Origin of the sequence: Nevskia soli DSM 19509 (assembly GCF_000711955.1) — a bacterium.
In the GTDB taxonomy this organism is placed as follows: domain Bacteria; phylum Pseudomonadota; class Gammaproteobacteria; order Nevskiales; family Nevskiaceae; genus Nevskia; species Nevskia soli.
Genome location: NZ_JONR01000009.1, coordinates 152531 through 169316 on the forward strand (window position 1 = coordinate 152531; position 16786 = coordinate 169316).

General features: G+C 62.1%; 12 protein-coding genes and 1 pseudogene. 5 read left to right on the plus strand and 8 right to left on the minus strand.

Annotated elements, in window-relative coordinates:
- Positions 1-7 precede the first annotated feature (7 nt).
- Positions 8-1531 (minus strand): efflux transporter outer membrane subunit, encoded by a 1524-nt coding sequence (locus tag BP26_RS0106080; RefSeq protein ID WP_245611725.1) that lies wholly within the window; start codon positions 1529-1531, stop codon positions 8-10.
- 1070 nt (positions 1532-2601) lie between these two features.
- Here BP26_RS0106080 and BP26_RS0106090 point away from each other — a divergent pair.
- The gene (locus BP26_RS0106090; protein ID WP_029919685.1) at positions 2602-6831 is read left to right on the plus strand and encodes a fibronectin type III domain-containing protein; all 4230 of its coding nucleotides are present in this window, start codon (positions 2602-2604) and stop codon (positions 6829-6831) included.
- A 467-nt stretch (positions 6832-7298) separates the two neighbouring features.
- Here BP26_RS0106090 and BP26_RS0106095 read toward each other — a convergent pair whose 3' ends face one another.
- From BP26_RS0106095 to BP26_RS29250, 7 genes and pseudogenes are all read right to left on the minus strand, one after another.
- The gene (locus BP26_RS0106095) at positions 7299-8030 is read right to left on the minus strand and encodes a trypsin-like peptidase domain-containing protein (protein ID WP_029919686.1); all 732 of its coding nucleotides are present in this window, start codon (positions 8028-8030) and stop codon (positions 7299-7301) included.
- Between the two features lie 14 nt (positions 8031-8044).
- The gene (locus BP26_RS0106100) at positions 8045-8467 is read right to left on the minus strand and encodes a response regulator (RefSeq protein ID WP_029919687.1); all 423 of its coding nucleotides are present in this window, start codon (positions 8465-8467) and stop codon (positions 8045-8047) included.
- A gap of 353 nt (positions 8468-8820) precedes the next feature.
- Positions 8821-8904: pseudogene (locus BP26_RS31030) on the minus strand (VIT1/CCC1 transporter family protein); the annotation flags it as partial.
- A 154-nt stretch (positions 8905-9058) separates the two neighbouring features.
- Entirely contained in the window at positions 9059-9373 is a 315-nt protein-coding gene (locus BP26_RS29245; RefSeq protein WP_157572385.1) for a hypothetical protein, read from the minus strand.
- Positions 9374-9700: 327 nt separating this feature from the next.
- A complete protein-coding gene (locus BP26_RS0106110; RefSeq protein ID WP_029919688.1) occupies positions 9701-10015 on the minus strand; it encodes an alanine-zipper protein in 315 nt (104 codons plus the stop codon).
- Positions 10016-10089: 74 nt separating this feature from the next.
- Positions 10090-10908 carry a L,D-transpeptidase family protein gene (locus BP26_RS26460; RefSeq protein ID WP_211254839.1) on the minus strand — a complete coding sequence of 273 codons (819 nt, stop codon included), beginning with the start codon at positions 10906-10908 and terminating at the stop codon, positions 10090-10092.
- 194 nt (positions 10909-11102) lie between these two features.
- Entirely contained in the window at positions 11103-11519 is a 417-nt protein-coding gene (locus BP26_RS29250) for a hypothetical protein (protein ID WP_029919690.1), read from the minus strand.
- A 429-nt stretch (positions 11520-11948) separates the two neighbouring features.
- On the opposite strand from BP26_RS29250, the gene BP26_RS0106125 reads away from it, so the two are divergent.
- The 4 genes from BP26_RS0106125 to BP26_RS0106135 are packed head-to-tail and all read left to right on the plus strand — an operon-like array spanning position 11949 to position 16393.
- Positions 11949-12521, plus strand: a complete 573-nt coding sequence (locus tag BP26_RS0106125; protein ID WP_084182853.1) for a BON domain-containing protein — start codon at positions 11949-11951, stop codon at positions 12519-12521.
- A gap of 53 nt (positions 12522-12574) precedes the next feature.
- Complete coding sequence (gene mgtA / locus BP26_RS0106130; RefSeq protein ID WP_029919692.1) at positions 12575-15253, plus strand: magnesium-translocating P-type ATPase; 2679 nt, start codon at positions 12575-12577, stop codon at positions 15251-15253.
- On the plus strand, positions 15244-15366 hold the full coding sequence (locus BP26_RS30850) for a hypothetical protein (protein WP_281172694.1): 123 nt from the start codon (positions 15244-15246) through the stop codon (positions 15364-15366). Before mgtA ends, BP26_RS30850 begins: the two co-directional genes overlap by 10 nt.
- Complete coding sequence (locus tag BP26_RS0106135) at positions 15353-16393, plus strand: lysylphosphatidylglycerol synthase transmembrane domain-containing protein (RefSeq protein WP_051748422.1); 1041 nt, start codon at positions 15353-15355, stop codon at positions 16391-16393. Before BP26_RS30850 ends, BP26_RS0106135 begins: the two co-directional genes overlap by 14 nt.
- Positions 16394-16786 lie beyond the last annotated feature (393 nt).

Consider the following 16786-nt stretch of genomic DNA (forward strand, 5'->3'; position numbering starts at 1 on the left):
CCAGACGTCAATGAGAAGCCGAATTTATGGGAGCGGACTCCTCGGAGGGAATGGTGGCTTCCTGCGCACCACCCCCCAGAGCCGCATAAAGGCTGACGCGGCTGGACAGCAACGCCCGCCGCGCCTGGACCAGCAACTGTTGCGCCGACAGCAGGTCGCGCTGTGCATCCAGCACCTCCAGGAACGCGGCGGCGCCGTTGTCGTACCGCAGCTTGGCCAGTCGGGCGCGCTCGGTCTGCGTTGCCAGAGTGGCTCGCTGGATGCGCACTTGCTCGGTCAACCATTGGCGCGACGACAGGGCATCGGAAACATCCCGGAAGGCGGCCTGCACGGTCTTTTCGTAATTAGCGACCGCCAGGTTATCGCGGACCCTGGCCAGATCGAGGTTGGCGCTGTTGCGCCCACCATCGAAGATCGGCAGCGAAATGCTGGGCAGGAAGGTCCAGCTGCGACTGCCACCTTCGAATAACCCATCCAGCCCGGCGCTGGTGGTACCAATCGAGCCAGTCAACGTCACGCGTGGAAAAAAAGCGGCGCGCGCCGCGCCCACGTTGGCGCTCGACGCCTTGAGCTGGTGTTCGGCGGCCATGATATCTGGACGGTTGTTGAGCAGGTCCGAGGGCAGGCCCCCGCGCAATTCGTAAAGCACTGCCCGATCGTCGAAATCATCGACCGCCGGCGCCAGATCGATGGGCACGCCAATCAGCAGCGCCAGGGCATGCGCCTGCCCGGCACGCTCTTGTTCGAGTTGCGCATTCAGCGCCTGCGCCTGTGCCAGAAGCGTTTCCACCTGGGTCAGGTCCAGCTTGGAGATCGAGCCGACCTCGAAGCGCCGCTTGAAGATTCGGAATGACTCTTCGCGGCTGACCACCGTTTGTTGCGCCAGCGCCAGCCGCTCATCCAGTTCGCGCAGGCTCAAGTAGCCGTTCGCTACCTGTTCGATCAGGCTGATCGTGGCTCCCCGCCGCGCTTCGTCGGTTGCCAGGTAGCTCTCCAGTGCCGCTTCCTTGAGGCTATGCACACGCCCCCAGAAGTCGACCTCCCATGCCAGCTCGCTGAGCCCGACGTCGTACTCGGTGAGGATCAACGGCTGTCCGGTCAAACCGTTGGCCGGCAGGCGGGTCCGGATTCCGAAGGCGCCGAGACTGAACGCCGGGAACTGGTCGGCTCGCTTGATGCCGTAGCTGGCACGGGCTTCCTCGACGCGCAGCACCGCGATACGCAGGTCCCGGTTATGGTCCAGAGCCTGGCTGATTAAATCCTGCAGGCGAGGATCGGCAAAGTAGTCACGCCAGCCGACGCTGGCAGCGTCTTGGCCCGCATCGGTCCGGGGGTCAATGGCGTCAGCGGGATAGGTAGCTGTTACAGGCAGTGATGGCGGACCAGTATGGGGGTCCAGAGACGCGCAACTTGCCAGTATCAGCACCGAGGTCAGGGCTGCGCCAATTTCGAACGCAGCGCAACGCCTCGCGCCAGGGCCGTTTGTGGCGTGGTGCTTGGATTCGTAGGTATCTATGGCCGGGACGCTCAAAAAAATCTTGCAGTACGGAATTTGGAGTCGAGCAGCGAACGACGCCCCCCTTCGGCGATGATTTATTCAAGTATCGCCATTCCTCCGGGAGCCTCGCCTTGATCCATATCAATCCAACGAGGTTGATTCGACATCCACAGTCGCGGTCTGAGGACTACGGCATCAGCGGCGCTTCCCAACGAAATTGCCACAGGTTTCAGTCGAGTCAGCCCGACCACCTTAGCTTGTGAAGAATGTGTTGACGTTCCATAGGCCGGCGTTGGGTGGCCGGGCCAATTGCGGCCGATTGGTCCTTAGTTTCGCTGGCCAAAAAAGTAATGGTAGCCAAACATGTGGACAAGTCTTACCTGTGGCAGGCGCATTGTTGATGCAATGCATACGAGCCCATTGTCCCATTGTGGCGTTACTGACCATCTGAACCTTAGTTCACATTCGACAAATGGAATGCCTTTACGCCTTCCATTTCACATTCGGAATGCCTGTGCGCCTTCCGAATCCCTGCCGGTAGGCACGCTCAGCGGCTGCTTTCGAGATTTCGCCATTCCAACGCAGCGGGCCAAAACGTGCCGTTCAGATCCGAATATTCGGCGCCCCAAAGGGCCGCTCAAGCGATGCGCCGCGCGCACAGAAAACCGACCCTGATTTGCATCTAAAAGTAACCCACCACGTTGATTAGGATTTGGGTTTTTTTCCGCACGGTTCCTGTGCTTGAATCGATAGGAATCGCCGCCGGTTTCTATGATGTCACAGGGATGGGATAGGCGGCCCAGCAGCGTCTGTGACTACGCTCCGTTGCCGCATCAGTGCAGCCGCTGGTTGCCGGACCGCTGTTCATTGCCGCGGGCATCGACTTGGCGACGGCAGCCGCTGCGCTTGCGGCGGCTCCGCCCGGCGCGGTGGACCCCATCCACCGGATAGATGAAATCGCTGAAAAAAGCTGAGCACGGCACCCCGGCCAACGAGACTGCTTCGCCACCGCTGACAATAGTGCGACCTGGTTCGCATCTCAGAATCGCGCAGCTCTGCTAAGGTTCTGTTCACGCGCTGCACCACCAAGGAATGGGGGAAGCATGGCCACCAGGGGAACGTCCAACTCGAAGCGTCCGGTGCGCAGCACCGTCCGGTCTGCCAAGCCTGCGGCCAAGTCCACTACGCTCAAATCGGTCGCCAGCGTCACAGATCCAAAAGACCTCGATGCCCTGCTGCGCTATGCCGCGGCCAATCCAGGCTCGCGCCAGAAGTTGCTGCCGACGGCCGAGGCCGCATACCTGCGCGTCGCGCGCGACTTACGCAAGCGGGCGCAGGCTTTGCCGCCGGCGGCGCGGGCGATGCTGGAGCAACGCTCCAACGAGCAGTATTTCCGCGCCGTGGTTGCGCGTAATCTGCCCACGCTGTTGCGCCCACCGCGCAAGTCGCCGGTGCCGCCCGCGCAGCCGCAGCAGCCGCTGCTGCCGTCGGCGCCGCCAGGCGTGCCGCAAAACGTAAAAGCGGTCGCGCATATTGCGTCCGCCAGCGTCAGCTGGGATGCACGTCCCGCGGCCGAACTGGTGCTCGGCTACACCGTCACACCGCTCATCGGCGGAACCGCGCAAAAGCCGCTCAATGTCGGGCCGGCCACCATCGCAGTGTTTCCAGCATTGACGCCAGGTACCGCCTACACCTTCGATGTCCACGCCACCAATCTGGCCGGCAGCAGCGCCGAGGGCGCGTCCAATGCGGTGACGCCGACCGCGTTGTCCGGCAGCGGCGCCTTTGCGCCTACGCTTCCCGCGCTGTCGTCCGATCCGGTGCTGCTGCTCGACCCGCTGGCGGCGCCGGCGCTACCACTGGTGGAGGCAGCCACGCGCACCGCCGACAAGTGGCGCTATGAATACGTCAAGGAGCTGGCGATCCGCTCGGCCGGCTCAGCGCTGCAGTTCGAGCAACACATCAGCGAACTGATGCAGCTGGCGATGGTCAAGGTCACCGCCGCCGAGCAGGTCCTCAACCCCGCATTGATCAATGCGCTCAGCGAAATCAACACGATCAAGGCCTCCCTGGCGGATCTGGGCTCCTCGCAAGACATCGACTCCCTGCTGCCGTCAATGGCAGACCTCGCTGCACAGGCTCTGCTGCTGCCACGCCTGCTCGAGTTCCTGGCGACGACCAGCCCAATCGGATTCTGGATCAGCCTGTTCGAGGCAATGATCAGTGACCTGGCGGCCGCAATTTTCGCTGACACCAGCTTCAGCCGCACGCGCAAATTCCTTGATCACACGTTCGGCACCGACGCCGGCATCCAGGCAGGCATCAAGGATGCCGCCAAGAAAGCGTTACAGGACCTCGACGCGCAGATCGACGGGATGACCGCGCCGTTGCGTTCGGCGGTGTCGCAGGTGGTTGCCGGCACCAGCCAGGCCATGGGCGCGGTGTTCGAAAGCTTCGACCTGCCGCTGCTGCTCAACACGCCCGCCGCGCCTCAGCTTCCCGACGTACCCGACGTCGATCCGTTCCTGCAGCTGCAGTCCGGGCTGGACAGCGAAATCGGCCAGCTCACGGAGAAGATCCGCAGCGCTGTGCATGATCGCTTGAACGGCCTGCTCAGCGGCAGCGACTCGAGCCTGTTCGTCGCCATCGCTGTCACCTACCTGGTGCTGCCGATCCTGGCTTTCCTGGTGATCTCGCTGGCCGGCGGCCCGTTCAGCGCGGCACTGCTCGCCGCCGCCGTACTGCTGGCGGTGGAGGAGCTGGTGCATCTGGTGCTGTCCTGGCTCACCGGCCCGCTGCTGGCCAAGGTCGGCGAGCTCAAAAACGAACTCGGCGACGTCGTGAAGAAAATTCAGCAACTTTTCGCGCGCGCCTCCAACCTCATCCTCAACCAAAGTCCGGTGCCGTCGCTCGACATCCTGGCCAACGAGCTGCGCGTGCTGAAAGACCTCGCACCGCAGGCCTACCTGGACGACGCCGCGGCGCTGCTACGCGATGCGCGCGATGTCGTGCTGCGCAGCGCGCGGGATCTTGCCGGCGCCGCCGAACAAGCGGCCGGTGCGGAGCTGGGCACTGCGTTCGAAGTGATCCAGGAGCTCTACGACAATCAACTGCCGGCGGCGCCGATGCTGCCTGGAGGCGCCGACTCGGGCCGCTTCGCCGCGGCCGCTTTGCTACGCGACCTGGGCAAGCTGGAGCAGCAACGCACCACCGTGCAGGACGGCAAGGACCTCGAAGTTACCCACCGGCTGTCGTTGGCGCGGCTGCTAGGCAGCGGCGTTGGCGGTCTGTTCGGCGATTTCCTGACGCGGCGCGAAGCGGTGATCCACCTGGATGAATCGCAGCTGACCGACCGCATGTTCCCCGGCATGTACCGGGTGCTACTCAAGGACATCCGCGTCAGCGGCCTCTTCGCCACCGTGCCCACGCTGCTGGCCTCCACCGGCATTCCGTTGAGCATTACCCACCTTGGGGCTTCGAGCACCCGCGTCAAGCGCCGCGCCAACCCTGCGGCGCCGCCGATCGATCTGCCCGACTTCCTGCGCCTGCCCAACCTCGTACCCGGCGATGACGCAGCGGCGGTCTTCAAGAGCACAGTGCTGTTGCCGGCGGTCGATGCCGCCGTGACCCGGGCATTGCAGGTCGTCTTTCCGACGCTGCCGCTGCAGACCTACGAGATCTACGTTCTGGCCTTGCTGGTGGAGATCGTGCTCAAACTGCCGGACCCCATCGGCCTGCAGTACCGCGACAGACTCCTGCAATTCCCGGCGGAGGTGCAGAGCCAGCTGCATGCGCCCTCCCTGCCCGACGCAGTGGCGGCAGCCGTCGAAGCAGTGCTCTTCATTCCCACCGCCGGCGCCGGCCAGCCTCTGCGCGACGGGCGCGGCTTCGTCGATCTGGACCTGGTGCGTGCCGCCACCAGATCGGCGTTGATGCAGGCGCCGTGGGGCGACATCCTCGGCATCTTGCTGATCGGCGCTGCCCACGCCACTCCTGGCGAAATCGTGCCCACCGCCAACCGCGACAGTGCGCGCGACCATTTGATCAATGCGCTGCTCACCGGCGGCGGCAACGCCCTGAGCCTGAATGCCACTATCGGGCAAGTATTCGACGATGCGGTGGCGGCCTATCGCAAGCGCATCGCGCGCTGGGGCGGCGCCAGCTTCGAAGAAGATCCAGACCCGCAGGTGCGCGCGCTCGGTTATGTGCGCCTGGTGCGCGAGGCACCGGCGGAAGCGAGCCTGTTCAACCTGCTGCCCGGCTCGGCGGCAACCCCGCAGTTGCAGGCACAGGCCCTGAGCAACTCCGCCGAACCGACACCGCTTGGCGCGCTGTCCTCCCTGCAATACCGCCCGTTCGAGAACCGCGGCCTCGATGGCCGCCTGTTGCTTCGCTTGGAATCCCTTCCCGACGGATTGGCGCAACTCGGCTCACTACTGCCGGCGCAGCTGAGCGACGTGCTCAGCGACGTGCTACTGGAAGTCACCGTGCGCGGCTGCTACGACCCCGCGCTGGCCGCCGCGGTGCGCGCCAGCCGGCGCGAGGAATCCGGCGTGCTGGCCATGGCGGGCGCTGTGCTTTCGCCGGCGCGCAACGTCCTGCTGCCCGGCACCAGCCAGCGCGTCGAAGCCGGCATGAGCGAATTGCGCACGGTACACCTGAGCCTGCGTGCGCACCGCGATCGCAGCCTGCTGGCCTGGGCCACGGCAGCGCAACTGGCGCCCGCCGCCATGCCGAACATCACCGCCCTGCTGGCTGGTTCCGGCGGCACGCCGCTGGCGCCGTTGACTTCGTTAGTACCCTTTACACCGCTGGAAGCGGTAACGGATTCGCTGCTGGTCAATTTCACCTTCGACAAGACGCCGCTGCCGGTGCTGACCACCGAGTCCGCGCTGCGCAGCCTCGCCAGTAACCTGCGGCTGGACCCCGCCGCGCTCGGCTTCGCCGACTTCCAGAACGCCGACGCCGGCCTGGTCGGCCTTGGGATTGCCGTCATCCCCACCGCCGACGGCGCGCGCGCCGGCGGCACGCTGGTCACCGACGCCGAGCCAATGGGCGTGCAGTGGCAGGTAGATGGCCTGCTGGCGCCGTTGTTCGACGCCGCCCCTACAACGCTTGCCCCGCTGCCTTCGCGCCTGACTATGACGAGCATCTCGCCAATGTCGCCGGTGCGCCTGGCCGACCTGTTCAATGCCGGTACGCCGCCCGCAATCCAGGTCGCCATTCCCGCCATCGCATTCGGCGCCAAGCCAATGCTTTACGACGTCATCCTCAGTCTGAGCTTTCGTGTGCCGCTGCCGGAGGCACCTACGGCGATTGCGGCTGTGAGGTGAGCTTTGCCCGGACCTGCGGTCGTAGAGCGCGGCTTTGAAGGGTTAGTATCTGCTGGACCAAGTGAGTGTTACCGATGTCTCTGGTCGGCCAGCTGAAAATATGCAGACGTGCGACCGGCTCGGCCGTGCAACGCTTTGCGCGAGTGCTTGATTCGCACCTCCGATCTTGGAGGTGCTGAACCAGACCGGTTGAGGGCTTTCGTGAGGCGGTTCGACTGCCGCCCTCTCCGCAGCCCGGATGAGGTCGTCGATCTCCGCCGCGGAATACCGCTTCGTCACCTCGGGGCCTTGTGCCCCAATGGGTCTTGGTGGCCCTCGACGCTCACCCCTGCCCGGCGCAAGCGCCGACCGAAGGTGTGCTTGAGATCGTGCACCCGAGTGTCATGGAAGCCCTTTGGCACCTCGGTACCCCGCACGAGCGGCAGATGGCGGGCGCGCCCAAGCCATTTTCTGAACGGAGCACGCGATCAGTGTTCCGTCAGGGTCAACAGGATGTCGGCATACCAGACACAGTTCAAGCCGAGGGCTTCATCCAGCTTCAGGTCTCGGGTGCCGATGTCGAATCGGGCCGAGTGGATCCCGAGCAGGATCCACGGCAAATCGCCATGCGATAAATTCGATGCTGCGGCGCGCATTACGACCGGCGCTCCGCTGGTTCCGCGGTGCGTGCGGGCGTCGGTGAGAAAATAGCCCACCCCTTGAAAGCGCAGCCCATAGGATGAGGACACAATCGCCTGACGTACTACCGGCATATGATGCAGGGTGTCATGAAACCCGAGTGGAAATCCTACTACCAACAACGGTGTTCCAACTTCTACGTGATCGATGGAACTTGGCAGGTGCTCAGGTGTGAAGGCTCGGTAGACTGTTGTTTTAGGCAGTGCCGCGCGATCGATTTCGATGGCCGCCACATCGATTCCGCCAGCCCTGTCGATGCCCTGACGCCAGACGGCATGGCCGTCGCGGTACAGGGGCATGGAGAAGCCCGTCGACTCGGCGAGATTCTGGGGATTGACATGCAATTCGATCTCGATACGGTCGGGGAAATGCCCGCTGGCTTCGTCGACCAAAACGTGCCGGCTCGTTACCAGGAACAACCGTTGGCCACGCTCGAAGAAAAAACTGCTGGCGTTCGTCAGAGGCTTCTGCCGATTGAAAGTGAGAATGCGTGCCGCGGTAAGAAGTATGGATTCGATCATGGCGGACCACGGGATTACCCGGCGTGTGCATGGGCCGATCGTGCGAATGCTTCGATGAAAATGGCCCGGGCGGCGATGGCGGTTTCGATCGCCCCTACCAGTTCCTCGTCCCAGAAAGGAGCGTGCAGCACCGCCAGGGCGCCGACGGCGATGGCTTGGTCCGACAGCGGGGTCACCCGCTCTTCGCCTATGGCGATGACGGGTATAGCCAAGCCCAGGATATCCATCGCTTTCAGCAGTTGCACGCCGTGCATGTCCAGCAGGCTGAGTTCGGTCAGCAGGGCATCAGGCTGCTCGCGCACCATGGCTTCGAGGCACTGCTGTGCGGAGGCAAAGGCATCAATGCGCCAACCGGAGGCGTCGGCCAGCGGACGTATCGCAGCCAGCATCCTGTCGTCATCGTGAACGAAGAAAATCAAGGGCTGCCGCGTACGCATTGAAATTCTCTGCGGTTGGATTTCCATGGGTCAAATCGAACGCAACGCCTTGCATTGAGCCAGAACTGTGCCTTGTTAATTTTTGACCCTCGGCGGGCACTCCTTCAGTTCGCTTCCACACAATGTTGCATCACCATTCGCCGCTTGTCAGCGCGAGTAGACCGGCGGTTTGGTATAGGGACGGAGGCTTGGCCGGGCTGGTTCGTTACGCCAGGAGCGCACAGCAAGATCAAGCACGTAGCTTGAGTCGAAGCGCACAATGACGATACGGCAAAAGTGCTCAACGATTTCATTCAGACGTCCGAGGGCATTGTGAAGGGATACGGTGAAGCGGCCAAAACGTGAGCAAGACGGATCCCGTCATTCGCACCAAGCACGGCGGCTCTGAGCCACCCACTCCTGCTCGACCTGTGGAACTCATTGTGTGTGCGCGGCATTGAATTGCCCTCGTTACCAGTGATCGTATGGGTGAACCGCCCCGGAGAGCTCGGAGGCTGCAGCATTCCAGAGAATGGAGCCAGGCCGCGTCCATGTAGTTGTCTCGGCGCGGCAGAACAGGCGCATCTTCAGCACCAGGGGCACGATCAACGCCTATTCGGCGTCCGGGATTTTCTGCATTGATGTTGCGTCGCGCTCGTGCACCATCTGTTCCGGTGTGCCGCCGTCATGGACATGCTCGATATCCGCATCAATGGGCGGCATCGACTCGATCTCCGGAAATGCTCTTGGTGAAGCATTGGCCTCTGATGAGTCGAGATCGTCCCCATCGGGCGACGCCCGATCTTGCCCTGCCTCCTCCGTTGTTGCGCCTCCAGACAGGGGCGGATGCAATGCCTTTTGGTGGAAACGTGGAACGGCAGCCCGCCGAGGTTTCCGATGCCAGCTTTGTTTTCCGGTCTTGCTCATCTGCTCTCCTCCGTACCGCTGGGCTCCCTGCCGACGTTACCGAACAAACAAAGCAGGTTTGCCTCCATCTATTCGTCGAATGCCCCACCCGTACCGCAGGGCGAGCATTTCGTCGGCTAGCTTCCTGACCTCGCCGTGCCGGAACATGAACATCTTCAGTGGATAGGTATCCCCTTCGGTCCTGATGCGTGGCCCCTAGCCGCAGATCAGGAACGGATCTGAACCATTACTCTCGATCATCAGCCGAAGCATTTTCTTCAGACCGGGCAGACTACATTTACATTGAAGACCCACGGTTTCCGGCAACGTCCAGGCATGGCGTGGACATCACTTACGCAGGCTATGCTGGAAGATGCGATCGGACTTCTCGCTGGCCGCCTTCGCGTCGGCTGCGGCCTGCTCGGCCTTCTGGTTTGCCGCCTGCGCCGCGGCGGCAGCGCGGTTGGCTTCCTCCCCCGCGACATTGACGCTCTCCTGCGCGGCTTGGGCGATGTCCAAGGCCTGTTTGGCCATGGTCTTGGCAGAATCGGAGTCTTGCGAAGCGCGGACCAGCAGTGCCCGATCCTGGTCACTGAGCGTGGCGCAGCCGCCAAGGAGGGCAACGAACAGAAACGCGGCGATTGTCGGTTTACAGGTGCGCATGATTTATTCCTTTGTTTATGAACAGAACTCCAATTAACTTTAACGGCGATAGGCCGACGTTAAAATGATCTGGATCAACGGCGCGGCGACGTGACCTGAACCGGCACTCCACGCATCTGCTGCACCGTAATGTAGACGGTCTCCCAATTGATCCGCGCAGCCTCGGAACCCGCCACCGCGGCCAGCGATGCCTCTACTTCACCTTCGGCAATAGGCTCCGGCGTCTGCCCGGATTCCAGGGCATCGGCGCCCGCCTGGCCGGAATGGACCTCCAGAAACAGTTCTCCGCCGGACCACCCCGCCTTGAAGCGCTGATCGACCACCGTGACGGGAGTTCCGACACCAACCCGCGCAAAGAGCCACGCGATGTCTTCCGGGTACAGGCGGATGCATCCGTGACTGTCACGCCGTCCGATGCTGTACGGCCTGTTGGTACCGTGGATGGCGTAGCCACGCCATCCGAGATAGAGAGCGTAGTCGCCCATCGGGTTGTCTGGACCCGCCGGGACCGATAACGGAAGATCCGGATTCTCCGCGCGCTCCGACGGCGTGGGCACCCAGACCGGATGATTGGCCTTCATGTCCACCCGCGTGCGCCCTTGCGGCGTCTGCCAACCCGCGCGGCCGACCCCGATCGGAAAACTCCGGGTTTCAGATTCATCCTGAGGGTAAAAGTACAGCCTCAGTTCAGCGAGATTGATGACAATGCCCGTTCGCTGTGCCGCCGGCAGCACGTGTTGCCCGGGCACGAGCAAGCTCGTGCCGGGCGGCGGTAACCAGGGATCGACACCCGGATTGGCGGCCATGAGTTCGGCAAAGCCGAGGTCGAAGCGTCGCGCGATATCCAACAGCGTGTCCCCGCGCTGGACCGAATAGGTGGAAGTCTTACCCATCAGGTCGTCCGCGCCGCACGGCAAGCAAGGACCAAGCATGAGCACTACCGACGCGAGCCAAGCGCTCCAGAACACCTTCCGCACGCTAGTTGCAGCACCAAGCCACGAAGTTGAGGGCAAGGCCGACATAGCTTCCCAGAATATTTTTCCTACCACGCCTCGAATGGCCGGCCCACTCTGCGCAATGATCCGGGTCAAAGCCGCTCCGCCGGCTGAAGGTTTCGTTGGCCCTCGCGGCTGCTTGGCCGCAGCGCTGAGTGGGCAATGCCCTCCGCAGCGGACGTTTTCGAAGGACGGCGGGCCAGCGGGAATATGTCGTGCTCGATAAGTCCCGCAAACAAATCCTGCGCACCTGCGGATTCCATGAACACATAGGCCGGCTCGTAACTCCGTCCCAAGTCCAAGAAGATTACGCCCATGCCATCGGGACCGGCATCCGCGTAGCAAGCAGCTGCGATGTCGCTCCAGGCGAAATTCCGGTTGCGCCCGACCTGCAAGGGCATGCAAAGGCGCACCGAATGCCTGTCGCATTCGACTCTGCCAAGGTTCGCCGGCGGGGTGCGCTGGCAGATCTCCACGCTCAGAGCCGAAACCTTGGCCAGAAACTCCATGTGTCACTCCGATGTTGAATTTACTTCATTATTCTGGCCGGGGACCGCACCAGCAATGCGGTTTTACCGAAGGTGGGCTACGTAGTTGCCGCAAACGCGAACGCACACTTGGCGAAAGATATCCCCGGCTTCATGCAGCACTTTTCCCAGTGGAAAAGGCACCAGCTCCAAATAGGGGGCAGACGACCCCGCACATCTGCGGACAATGCCCCGAGAAGGCGGTTGTGCTGTGGGGTTGGCACCGTACTGGGCAGGAACCCTGTCATTGTGAGATTTCCAATGCGGCGCAGTTCGTTTTGAAAAATCAGGTTGCCAAACCGTCGGCAGATTGGCATTGACATGGATCAACGTGTGTAGTTGCGAATATTGAGATATTCAACAATCGCTGGAGTTACTCGACCACTTGGCTATTTATCTGCGAGGCGCCTCATGAATACCAACGCTCCGCGATGGTTGCTTCCTATTGTCGTTCTTTCAGCCTTGATTGCATTCAATGCGGGATGCGTCGCGGACTCCAGAGGCGCTGGAACCGCAGGCGCCGATCTCGGCGATACGGCCATCGCAGGCAAGGTTAAAGCCGGGTACATAGATGATGCGCGTCCGAAGAACTCAAACATCCGCGTCACAACGGTCAACGGCGTGGTCACGCGAGCGGGAACTGCTTCCACCCCCAGCGCAAGGAGCGCCGCCGCGGAGCTCGCGTGTACTGTTGACGGCATCAGCGGCATTCAAAACGACCTTCAGCCAGCAGCGGCCAGCACGCCGTCCGTCGGCTGCAAAATACAGGCGTCGGGCATGCATGCAACGCAGAAAGGTGAACGCCTTGCCAGTGATGACTGGGTCACCACGAGGGTCACGTCGAGCTTGCTTGCCGACAGCATCGTCAAGGGTTTCAAGATCAATGTGACGACGCGTCACCATGTGGCTTTTCTTTGCGACGTTGCGAATACACGGCCTTCAATCGATCACGCTGCGGATCTGGCGAAGCGAGTCAGGGGCTGAAGTGCAGGCGGCCGGTGGCGGACCGGCTCAACTACAACTCTACGGGTAAGTCCATGGCCAAAACGCCAGCCGGAGTGCTGCCGAAAAGGCTGCTTGCCAACCGGCAGCAGCGAACCTCAAAGATCCAGGTGTCGCCGGCCTTGGTTGAGGCCGCGGCGACCAACGCGGAAGCCCTCTACTCCAAACTGGATACCAGCCCCAATGGATTGACTGACGAAGTCGCAAGCGCGCGCCTGCTCAAATACGGCCCCAACGTACTGGCTAAGGACCATCGTGCGAGCTTTGGCAAGTTGCTCTGGCGAGCGGTGCTCAACCCGCTGGTGCTCCTGCTGGCAGCACTGGCGACAATCTCCTTTGCCTCGGGCGATGTCCGATCGGGAATCATGATGGTGGCCATGATCGCCCTGAGCGTCGGGCTCAAGCTATTTCAGGAATCGAGGGCCAGTGATGCGGCCGAAAAGCTCAAGGCACTCATTTCAGTGACGGCTACGGCGCTACGGAACGGCGAACCGCGCGAGGTAGCCGTTGCCCGCCTGGTTCCGGGTGATGTCGTGCAACTCACCGCCGGCGACATGATCCCCGGCGACGTACGAATCGTGCAGGCGAAGGATCTGTTCGTCATCCAAGGCGCGCTCACCGGGGAGAGCTTTCCGGTCGAGAAATTCGCAATCGAGAAAAGTGCCGCGGAAGCGACGGCTGCACCTGTCGGGTTGACCAGCATCGCGTTCCTGGGCACCAGCGTCGAAAGCGGATCGGCCAGTGCAGTGGTCGTCGCCACCGGCAAGGACACCTACCTGGGCAGCATGGCCGAGTCCCTGCAGGAGCAGCAAACCCAGACCGCCTTTGACCGCGGCATCTCCCGGTTCACCTGGCTCATGATGCGCTTCATGGCGGTTATGGTGCCGTTAGTGTTCGTCATCAACGGCCTGACCAAGGGTAGCTGGGTACAGGCCTTCTTTTTTTCCCTGGCGGTAGCCGTCGGCTTGACGCCCGAGATGCTGCCGATGATCGTGACGGTATGCCTGTCGAAGGGCGCGATAGCGATGGGGCGCAAGAAGGTCATCGTCAAACGGATCAACGCGATCCAGAACCTGGGCGCCATGGACGTGTTGTGCGCCGACAAGACCGGAACGCTGACGATGGACAAGGTCATTCTCGAGCGGCATTGCAACGTCATGCTGCGCGAAGACGATGGGGTGCTCGCTCTTGCATACATAAACAGCCATTTTCAGACCGGGCTGAAGAATGTCCTCGACCGGGCGGTGCTGGCCCACGTCGATACGCATGCGCGCGCCAATATCCCCGAATACACCAAGGTCGACGAGATTCCCTTCGACTTCCAGCGCCGCATCATGTCGGTCGTAGTGCGGACACCACAAGGCAAGGATCGCATTATTTCCAAAGGAGCTCCCGAGGCGATCTTTCCGAAATGTGCAAACGCCGAGCTCGACGGCGCACTCCTGCCCCTTGATCATCTGCACATCGATGAACTGAAGAAGGAATACGAATTACTCAGCGCCGACGGCTTTCGCGTGCTGGCGATCGCCACAAAGGATATCGAGCCTCGCGGCGCGGTGGCGGGGAACGCAACGCCCTACGGCAAGGCCGACGAATGCGACCTGACCCTGCGCGGCTATGTGGCGTTCCTCGACCCTCCCAAGGAGAGTGCCGCCGCGGCGATCAAGGCACTGCAAGGGAATGGCGTGTCGGTCAAGATCGTCACCGGTGACAACGACCTGGTGGCGCGCAAGATATGCAGGGAGGTTGGGCTGCCGACCGAACATGTTCTGCTCGGTGACGATGTCGAAAAACTGAGCGAGGAACAGCTTGCCGATGCCGCCGAGATCACCAGCCTCTTTGCCCGTGTCTCTCCGGCACACAAGCAGCGGATCATCAAGGCGTTGCAATCGCGCCGGCACACCGTCGGGTTCATGGGTGACGGCATCAACGATGCGCCCGCGCTTCATGTGGCCGACGTCGGCATCAGCGTAGACACGGCGGTGGATATCGCCAAGGAGTCCGCGGACATCATCCTGCTGGAACGATCGCTGCTGGTATTGAACGAGGGCGTGATCGAGGGCAGGAAGGTCTTTTCGAACATCATCAAGTACGTGCGCATGGGCGCGTCGAGCAACTTCGGCAACATGTTCAGCGTGCTTGGGGCAAGCATCTTCGTGCCGTTCCTGCCGATGTTGCCGGTTCAGATCCTGGCCAACAATCTGCTCTATGACATTGGCCAGACAGCCATTCCAACCGACAACGTGGACCGGGAGCGGACCGCAGCGCCGCGGCAGTGGGACCTGCGGGAACTCACACGATTCGTGCTTTTCATCGGGCCGTGTTCGTCGGTATTCGACTACACCACGTACCTGATGATGCTCTACCTGTTCAACTGTTGGGACATCTCGACTCCGCAAGCCGCGGCACACAGCGCCAGCCTGTTCCAGACCGGCTGGTTCGTCGAGAGCCTGTTGACTCAGACGCTCATCATTCATGTGATCCGGACCAACAAGATCCCTTTTCTGCAAAGCCGTTCGTCCTGGCCGGTGATGGCATTCAGCCTGCTGATCATGACGTTTGGAGTGGCCATCCCGTTCTCGCCGCTGGGTCGCTTCCTTGGGTTTTCGCGGCTACCCACGCTGTACTGGCCGCTGCTGGCGGCAACACTGCTCTGCTACGTACTGCTGACCCAGGGCGTGAAAAGCTGGCTGTTGAGGCGCAAATGGATCTGATCGACATGCTGGTCTGGGCCGGTTTCCGGGCGGGCCGCTGGCCGAATCCACGTGGCGAACGATCAAGCGGTCAAGATGTTGCCATCGCGGGGGCAACGGATGTCGTCGATTGAACCAGGGCCGGGCGATATCGCTCCGGCTCTTTTCAGCAAGACTTCACGCCCGAGGTCGATCCTGTTCTGGTTGGTGAGCCTGCTAGGCATGGCGGCCTTGATCGTCGCGGTGCTGCATTTCGGCTCGCCAGAACGGCTCGCGGCACTTGCACGGTCGGTGCGTCCGGGCTGGCTGCTGCTCGCGGTCCTGCTCCAGTGCGCGACGTACGTTTGTGCCGCCATGGTCTGGCACCAGGCCTTGCGCCGCGCCAATTGTCCCATGCCGCTTCGAACCCTTGCGCCGCTTGCCGTGGCCAAGCTGTTTACCGACCAGATCCTGCCAAGTGGAGGAATCAGCGGCACCATGCTGGTCGCAAGTGGCCTGATGCGCCGGCGCATCAGGCCGGAAATGGCCCTGGCGGCAATGCTGGTCGGCTTGATCTCGTTCGACATCGCCTATCTGATTGCGGTGATCGGCAGCGCCGCAATCCTGCGAATACACCAGCATGCCACGCTCACGCTCTTGTTCGGGCTTGCTATCTTTGTATTGGTTACGATTGCAATCCCCTCGGCGGTTCTTGGTGTCAGGCGCTGGGGTGAGGGGAAGCTGTTCGCCTGGCTCGGCCGGGTGTTGGGCATGACAGCGACGTTTAGGGCCCTGGCCAAGGCTCCGGCCGATCTTCTGCGCAATCCTGTTCTCCTGGCCCAGGCCAGCGGCCTCCAGTTCGCCATTATCCTGCTCGATGCGGGGACACTCTGGGTGGCATTCAGATCCATCGGCGAGGCGCCGCAGTTCTGGATTGTTTTTGTCAGTTTCGCGATCGCGTCGATGGTCGCCACGATCGGGCCCATTCCCATTGGCCTGGGAACCTTCGAGGCAGGCTCCGTGGGCATGCTCAGATTCCTCGGAGTACCCATCGAGGCTGCCCTGGCAGCCACATTGCTTCTGCGCCTGCTGACCTTCTGGCTGCCCATGCTTCCCGGAATCTGGCTTGCCCGGCGGGAGGTTGCCGATTCCCAAGGAGTGAACCGGATCGTGCGGCTTTGATGCAGATCAATGACGGCCGGCATTGGCGGCTTCAGTGTTATGTTTCTTCAGGTCAATTGCCAACGGCGTGCATTTCATGGGCGGTTTAGGCGATGTTCCTTGAGGGTGACGTTATGACGAACCGAACCGCTTTACTTCCGACGCCTGGACTCCAGGCGCGTCAGTTACCTACACCGAGGGCTGGTTAGCTCATGAACGCCCGGCAATCATTTTCCGCGTTGCATATTTGCAGGCCGAGAAGGGGGCTTCGCCCCCGGATGCGATTGCAGGGCTGGCTCGAAGCGGAAGCCGAGCTCAAGCAAGCGAATAGCGGCATCCTGTGATCATGGTCATCCGCCTGGTAGCCCGTGCTGAACAACCTCATCCCATTAGCGGGTGCCTGTAATGAACAGA

Bases quoted from the DNA above. Each gene is read 5' to 3' on its own strand.
- BP26_RS0106090 (WP_029919685.1), top strand. From the start codon at position 2,602: ATGGCCACCAGGGGAACGTCCAACTCGAAGCGTCCGGTGCGCAGCACC.
- BP26_RS0106095 (WP_029919686.1), bottom strand. From the start codon at position 8,030: ATGATCGAATCCATACTTCTTACCGCGGCACGCATTCTCACTTTCAAT.
- BP26_RS0106100 (WP_029919687.1), bottom strand. From the start codon at position 8,467: ATGCGTACGCGGCAGCCCTTGATTTTCTTCGTTCACGATGACGACAGG.
- BP26_RS29245 (WP_157572385.1), bottom strand. From the start codon at position 9,373: ATGAGCAAGACCGGAAAACAAAGCTGGCATCGGAAACCTCGGCGGGCT.
- BP26_RS0106110 (WP_029919688.1), bottom strand. From the start codon at position 10,015: ATGCGCACCTGTAAACCGACAATCGCCGCGTTTCTGTTCGTTGCCCTC.
- BP26_RS26460 (WP_211254839.1), bottom strand. From the start codon at position 10,908: ATGGGTAAGACTTCCACCTATTCGGTCCAGCGCGGGGACACGCTGTTG.
- BP26_RS29250 (WP_029919690.1), bottom strand. From the start codon at position 11,519: ATGGAGTTTCTGGCCAAGGTTTCGGCTCTGAGCGTGGAGATCTGCCAG.
- BP26_RS0106125 (WP_084182853.1), top strand. From the start codon at position 11,949: ATGAATACCAACGCTCCGCGATGGTTGCTTCCTATTGTCGTTCTTTCA.
- mgtA (WP_029919692.1), top strand. From the start codon at position 12,575: ATGGCCAAAACGCCAGCCGGAGTGCTGCCGAAAAGGCTGCTTGCCAAC.
- BP26_RS30850 (WP_281172694.1), top strand. From the start codon at position 15,244: ATGGATCTGATCGACATGCTGGTCTGGGCCGGTTTCCGGGCGGGCCGC.
- BP26_RS0106135 (WP_051748422.1), top strand. From the start codon at position 15,353: ATGTCGTCGATTGAACCAGGGCCGGGCGATATCGCTCCGGCTCTTTTC.